The sequence below is a fragment of the Microbacterium sp. Kw_RZR3 genome, assembly GCF_029222405.1.
Classification (GTDB): Bacteria; Actinomycetota; Actinomycetes; order Actinomycetales; family Microbacteriaceae; genus Microbacterium.
The window spans coordinates 1-6,535 of the sequence record NZ_JARHXC010000342.1; the positions used below are offsets into that span (position 1 = coordinate 1).

The 6,535-nt window shown below is 70.7% G+C and carries 4 protein-coding genes and 1 tRNA gene; 3 read left to right on the plus strand and 2 right to left on the minus strand.

All coding sequences use genetic code 11. The features are described 5' to 3' along the window. Window positions 1–13: 13 nt before the first annotated feature. Together P2P98_RS19200 and P2P98_RS19205 are read right to left on the minus strand one after the other, a co-directional pair. Window positions 14–2,797, minus strand: coding sequence for a hypothetical protein (locus P2P98_RS19200; RefSeq protein WP_275801880.1), 2,784 nt, complete (start codon window positions 2,795–2,797; stop codon window positions 14–16). Further along, entirely contained in the window at window positions 2,794–4,671 is a 1,878-nt protein-coding gene (locus tag P2P98_RS19205) for an HSP90 family protein (RefSeq protein WP_275801881.1), read from the minus strand. Before P2P98_RS19205 ends, P2P98_RS19200 begins: the two co-directional genes overlap by 4 nt. Before the next feature lie 255 nt (window positions 4,672–4,926). Here P2P98_RS19205 and P2P98_RS19210 point away from each other — a divergent pair. The 3 genes from P2P98_RS19210 (at window position 4,927) to nusG (ending at window position 6,500) form a co-directional block, all read left to right on the plus strand. Next, window positions 4,927–4,999 (plus strand) — tRNA-Trp (locus P2P98_RS19210). A 43-nt stretch (window positions 5,000–5,042) separates the two neighbouring features. Further along, entirely contained in the window at window positions 5,043–5,318 is a 276-nt protein-coding gene (gene secE, locus P2P98_RS19215) for a preprotein translocase subunit SecE (protein WP_058597563.1), read from the plus strand. Window positions 5,319–5,378: 60 nt separating this feature from the next. Continuing rightward, entirely contained in the window at window positions 5,379–6,500 is a 1,122-nt protein-coding gene (gene nusG, locus P2P98_RS19220; RefSeq protein WP_058615249.1) for a transcription termination/antitermination protein NusG, read from the plus strand. Window positions 6,501–6,535 lie beyond the last annotated feature (35 nt).

Here is a 6,535-nt window from a genome sequence, read left to right on the forward strand (position 1 = left end):
TTTCCGCGGGGCGTCAGGCGGGCAGGGTGCTCCGGACCTCGGCGGCCTCGCCGTGGCGGCCGAGGCCCTCGAGCGCGTCCCCGAGGTCGATCGCCACCGCCTGGCGCAGCTGCTCCTCGTCGGCCGCGTGCTCGAGCGCCGAACGCAGGACCGCGACGGCTTCCTCGGTGCGCTCGGCACCGAGGAGGATACGCGCGGCGACGAACTCGGAACCGCCCGCCTGCGGGGCGCCGCCGACCGAGAGGAACCCGTCGGCCGCCTGCAGTGCGCAGGCCACCGCTTCGTCGACCCGACCCGCGTTCGCGAGGAAGCGGGCGCGCGTGTCGAGCAGATCGGCGACGAGCCACGGCGCGTCGTCCGCGCGACCGATCTCGATCGCTTCGTCGAGGGGGGTGAGAGCGTCGTCGTCGCCCCGGTACGCCTTGACCTGCGCGAGAGAGTGCAGCGCGTCCGCGAGCATCCCGCGGTTCTCGGGGTCGGTTCGCGCGACCTCGACCGCCGTGGTCAGGGTGTCGACCGACTCGTCCGTCTCGCCGAGGCGGCCGAGCAGTTGGGCCCACGCGACGAGTGCCGAGGCGCGGCGAGCGGGTTCGTCCGCTTCTTCGTGCAGGTCGGCGGTGATCTCCCACGCGCGCAGCGCGTTGCCCCACTTTTCGGCGTGCTCGAACGCGCGGGCGAGCAGACCGACCGTGATCGCGCGCGACCCGGGGGCCTCGCCGGCCGCCGTCTCGTCCTGCAGGACCTCGTCGATCACCTCGACGGCCTCGTGCGCGGCGCCCGTCGCGAGGAGTGCGCGGCCGAGTCCGTACCGCAAGGCGACCGTCGACTCGCCGGCGGCCTCGAGGCGCTGGACCGCGACGCGGTAGCTCGCGACGGCGCGCTCGTTCTGGCCGGCGCGCTCGGCGAACTGAGCCCCCAGCGAGAGCGCGGTCGCGACCACCGGCCCGTCGGCGTCCCACGTGAGGAGGAGTCGAGCTGCCTCGTCGGCGTCGTCGGCTCCGCGGGAGGGGTCCCCCAGGGACTCTCGGAGCACCGCGCGGTCGGTCAGGACGTGGACTCGCCGTCCGACCTCCAGTCGGTCATCCGCGAGGAGGTCGTCGAGCACCGCGATCGCGTCCGCGGGCGCCTGCTTCTCGCGATGGATGTCGGCTTCCGTGTGGGCGAGCGCGTGGACACGATCGATGTCGCCCACCTGTGCGTGGAGCTCGCGTGCCTCGCGGACCGTGCGGAGGGCCTCATCGAGACGGCCGGCGACCATGTGCCCGTACGTCACGATCGTCAGGAGTTGACCTCGTACCCCCGCCGGAGCATCCGGGTGCTCCGAGAGCGCGCGGGCGGCGAACACGTCGTCCTTCCCGAAGAGGGCAGGGCCGAGCTTCTCCTCGAGGTCGGCTCGCGCCTCGTCGCCGACGGCGCGCAGTGCATCCACCCGCGCGGCGAGCACCTGCGCGGCGTCGTCCACGCGTTCCTCCGCGAGCAGGCCGCGCAGCAGCTGGAAGGTCAGGGGCACACGGTCAGCAGCGTCGGCGTCGTCGAGCACGTCGGCGATCGCGTCGATCGACGAGGCGGTGCCGAGAGCTCCGAGCATTCGTGCGCGCACGCGCCGCTCCGCGGGCGTCCACTCGCGAGGCGCCGACACCGGAGCCGCGAAACCCCCGGACGACAGCGGGACGTCGTAGTGCTCGTCGGCCAGAGCGCGCGTGCGCTCGAGGCGCCGCGCGTGCGCGTCGGTCCCGTTGCGTTCGTCGAAGGCCCGCGCGATCTCCTCGGCCCGAGCCCAGCAGAGAACGGCGAGATCGGATGCCGTCAGCTCCGCGTCGCGCGAACCGAACAGCGGCGCGAGCTCCGCGGCATCCGATCCCCGCACCGGAGTGTCGCGTTGGCCCGCGCGGGTCACGGCATCCAGGGCCAGGCCGAAGGCGGCCAGGGCCTCCTGGTGGGCCTCCGCGTTGAGACCGTCGTGGGTGAGCCAGCGCAGATGCTTCTCGATCAGGCTGAGAGCGCGCGCTTCATTGCCGGTCACGGTGCAGAAGACCACGTGGTCGGCGATGATCGTGAGGTTGTCGGGGTTGTCGCGAGCGAGGCGATAACTGCGCGAATGGAAGGAACGGGCCTCGTCGAACCGTCCGGCGCGTAACAGCGGGAGCAGCACGAGAGCAAGGGCGCGCTCAGGCTCCTCGCCGCAGGTGAATCCGCCCTCCACCATCTCCTCGACGAGGCGGATCGACTCGTCCTCGCGTCCGGTCTCGGCGAAGAAGCCCGCGAACTGGCTGCGCACGCACGCGTCGCAGTGGCTGTAGTCGTCGCGCGGTGTGGCCTCGAGGCGTTCGCGCAGCGCGGCCGCCTCGTCGATGCGGCCCGCCGCCCACGCGTCTTCGAAACGAGCCATCAGCGCGCCGCTCAGGCCGACGCCTGCCCGACGGTAGTGCTGCTCCATGTCGTCGAGCACCGCTTCGATCTGCTCGCTCGCGAACTCCGGCGAACCGCGCAGCGCACCCGCCATCCACTTGTACTGCCACAGCAGGTCACCCGCGGGCTCGAGCTCCGCGGGGAACCGCTCGGGGTCGGACTCGTGCTGCGCGAGGCACCAGGCGAACGAGGTCAGCATGAGATCGGTGTCGCCGATCATGTTGGCGCTCGAGGTCTGCCGGAGGCGCGCTTCGTACTCCAGCCGGGTGTCGCCGCTCTCCTGCGCTCGCGCGACCGCCTCGGCGACGAGAGCCCTCTCCTCCGGTCCCCACGGCGTCCGGTCGATCTCGTCGAACAGGGCGCGGATGCTTTCGGCGGCGGCGGTCATGCGGATCCTTCCGGAGAGATGCGGGGTGAGACGGTCGGGCCGCCGTCGCCGGGCTGCGGCGTCGCGGCGGGCGTGAGGGCCGGCGAGGTGGCGAGGTCGACGAGGTCGGCCAGAGCCGACGACATCAACGCGCGATCCGCGGTGCCGAGGGGATGATGCCCGGCGAGCAGCGCCTGCACGTACAGCACCTGCACGCCGGCGCTGAACGCCCGGCCCTCGGGAGCGTGCGCGAGACGCTGCACGGTCGGGTTGGTCCAGTTCAGGCACAGGCGCGACGATGGGGCGGCCCGCGTCTCGTCTCGTCCGCGCGTGCTGGCGCGCTCGGCTCGATCGAGGACGCCCGCCCACAGTGCCCCGCCTGCGCTGCGGGCCCGGCCGCGATCGAGCGCGCGCAACACCTCGGGGTCGGCGACGAAGAGCGCGGCGGCTTCGGGCCGCTCGAAGGAACGCACGACGACCTCCACGGTCGCGAGCGCGTCCCGCGCGCGGCTCTCGAGCGCGACCACGGCGGCGCGCTGGTCCAGCGGCGGGGGAGCGAGCCGATCGATCTCGTCGGCCACGTCGACGGCTTCGACACGCACGTCGGGGAACACCTCGGGAAGCAGCCGGATCAACTCGTCGTCGTAGAGGTAGCCGCCGTTCACGAGCGTCGTCCCGGTGGGCGCGACGCTCACGACCTGCCGGAAGGCCTCGACCGTCTCCGCGTAGCGGACGGGGGAGGAACGCCGCACGAGGTCGTCGATGCGCAGTCGCCCGACGTTCGTCTCGACCGACAGCCACGGCACGATGAAGCGCGCCAGCTCGTCGTCGTGACGCACGAGCGATTTCAGGGCCACCTCGTGCACGCCGACGAACTGCGCCAGACGCAGGGGATCGCTCAGCGCGAGGTCGAGGATCCACCGGCGCACGGCATCCCCCAGCTCGGTCCGGGTCTGCTCGAGCGCGTCGTCGTCGACGAGCGCCTCGCGGCTCGCGGTGGGGTGAAGGCCCGCCGAATCGACGACGGCCCGCACGAAGAACGCCCAGTCCGGCAGCAGATCCTCGGCCCTCTCGGTGAGCAGCATGCGCTGGAGGTAGACGCGTGTGCTCTGGCGGGCGGTGGATGCCGGGGCGAACGGCAGCACGAACGCCAAGCCGCGCGTCTGCGTGGCGGGCACCGACAGGGGGATGACCGCGAGCGGCTCGGCGCCGAGGAGCTCTCGGCCATATGCCGCCTGTTCCTCGCGGTCGTCGCCGAGGAACGGGGGAGGCGCCGTGACGGTCGTCTCGCCGCCCGAAGGGAGGTCGACGCTCACCGTCACGGGAAGATAGCGGCCGAACGTCTCGGCGAGCTCGCCGATGGTCGCCGTGCTCAGCAGCGAGCGGCTGTCGCCGCGCGGTCGCAGGTGCACGCTCGTTCCCACGGGGATGTCATCGGCGCCGGGGCCGACCTCGAAGGTGCCGTCGGCGTGACCGACCCACTCGACCGGATCCGCGCCGTGCGCGCTGCGCGAACGGATGACGATGTCGTCGCACACCATGAAGCACGACAGCATCCCGATGCCGAACTGCCCGAGGAAGTCGGAGCGCGGCAGGTCGAACATGTCGCGCTTGGAGCTGCGGCCGACGGTCGCGAGCAGATCCGCCACGTCGTCGGGGGTCAGACCGACCCCGTCGTCGCGCAGGACGAATTCTTCGGATGCCGCGCTGACCGGCGTGATGCGGACGCGCCCGCCCGCCCCGTCGACCTCTCGGCGTGCGGCGATCGCGTCGACGGCATTCTGCAGGAGCTCTCGGAGGAACACGCGGGGACCCGAGTAGATGTGGCGGCTCAACAGGTCGATCACGCCGCGCAGATCGACCTGGAACTGCTGGGCGGGGGGTTGTGAGCTCATCCGTGGTCCTCGATCCTCACCGGTCGCCGCAGTGTCGGGGGCCAGAATGGCGACCGCCTTCCAGCCTATCCAGGAGCCCCTCCGAGCGGTGCGGCGGGGTGGGGGAGTTCGTCGGCGGTGCGCCCGATGCCGTACACTTGCAGTGCAGTCGAAATCTGCATTCTTTCGCCGTGCCTCGCGCACAGTGGCATCCCTCCCCGAGAGATCCGTGGTGAAGGCGTGCCGGGTTTCGAATCCTGGATCCATCCGGATCTTAGGGCGGTAGCTCAATTGGCAGAGCAGCGGTCTCCAAAACCGCAGGTTGCAGGTTCGATTCCTGTCCGCCCTGCGCACAGCACACGCTGGCAACGAATAGCGACCTAGGTGGTTCGATGACGCAGGACGAGGCGAAGGGCGAGGTCGTCGCTGACCGCGGCGCGCCCCGCGAGAAGAAGCTCAACTTCTTCGCGCGGATCGCTCTTTTCATCCGTCAGGTCTTCACGGAGCTGCGCAAGGTCGTCACGCCCACGCGGCAGGAGCTGATCAAGTTCACCCTCGTGGTCCTCGGGTTCGTCGTCGTGATGATGGCGCTCGTGTACGGCCTCGACCTGCTGTTCGTGTGGCTGACCAGCGCCGTCTTCGGCGTCCCGAGCACCGCCGGCGCCTGACCGGCGCTACGGCGACGAGCGGCCCCACGAGCGGTCGCACTTCAACGGAAGAGATCATCAGTGTCTGAAAGATATGTCGACGACGCCGATTGGGCGACGGCTGCCGAGCAGTCCAGCGAAGACGACGAAGCCCAGGAGGGCAACGTGCTCGCCTCGCAGGAGCACGCCTCCGACGCGGCTGAGCACACCGCCGTCCACGTCGTGGACGACGCCGACGACGCGGATGCCGACGACGACCTCGACGACATCGACATCACCGACCCGGAGGCTGACGCGATCGTGAACGACGCTCTCGAGATCGACGAGACCAGCGAGGCCGAGGCCGCCGCCGAGGTCCTGAACGACGCCCTCGCCGAGGAGCAGGCCGAAGAGGCCGCCGAAGCCGCTGACGAGGTCACCCCCTACGACGGTCCCGACATCAACGGCGAGCCCGACGCGCCGGTCCTCGACGACGAGTTCGTCGACGAGGTGCAGGCCGCCGCCGGCGTGGTCGACGAGGTCGAGGCATCCGAGTCTCCCGCCGACGCGGCGACCGACGTCGACGAGATCGACGAAGACGCCGACCCCTACGAGGCGTTCCGCGCCGAGCTGCGTTCGCTCCCCGGCAAGTGGTACGTCATCCACTCCTACGCCGGCTTCGAGCGCAAGGTGAAGGCCAACATCGAGCAGCGCAAGTCGACGCTCGAGGTCGAGGACGACATCTACCAGGTCGAGGTCCCCATGGAGGACGTCGTCGAGATCAAGAACGGCCAGCGCAAGATGGTCAACCGCGTGCGCATCCCCGGCTACGTGCTGGTGCGCATGGACCTCAACGAAGACACCTGGTCGGTCGTCCGCCACACCCCCGGTGTCACCGGCTTCGTGGGCAACGCCCACAACCCGACGCCGCTGCGTTTCGAAGAGGCCTTCAACATGCTGAAGAGCCTCGTCGAGGTCAAGGAAGCCGCTCCGGCCAAGGCGGGTGCCGCCAAGGGTGCTCCGGTCGCGACGCGCTCCATCCCGGCCGAGGTCGACTTCGAGACCGGCGAGACCATCACGATCAAGGAAGGCTCGTTCGCGGGCCTGCCCGGCACGATCAGCGAGATCAAGCCCGAGAGCGGCAAGCTCACGGTGCTCGTGTCGCTCTTCGAGCGTGAGACCCCGGTGGAGCTGTCGTTCGACCAGGTCACCAAGATGATCTGACGCCCCGCGCGTCCTCGCGAACGCCCCGTCCGGCC

Excerpts from the sequence above, each read along its gene's own strand:
- P2P98_RS19200 (WP_275801880.1), bottom strand. The coding sequence starts at position 2,797 with ATGACCGCCGCCGCCGAAAGCATCCGCGCCCTGTTCGACGAGATCGAC.
- P2P98_RS19205 (WP_275801881.1), bottom strand. The coding sequence starts at position 4,671 with ATGAGCTCACAACCCCCCGCCCAGCAGTTCCAGGTCGATCTGCGCGGC.
- secE (WP_058597563.1), top strand. The coding sequence starts at position 5,043 with ATGACGCAGGACGAGGCGAAGGGCGAGGTCGTCGCTGACCGCGGCGCG.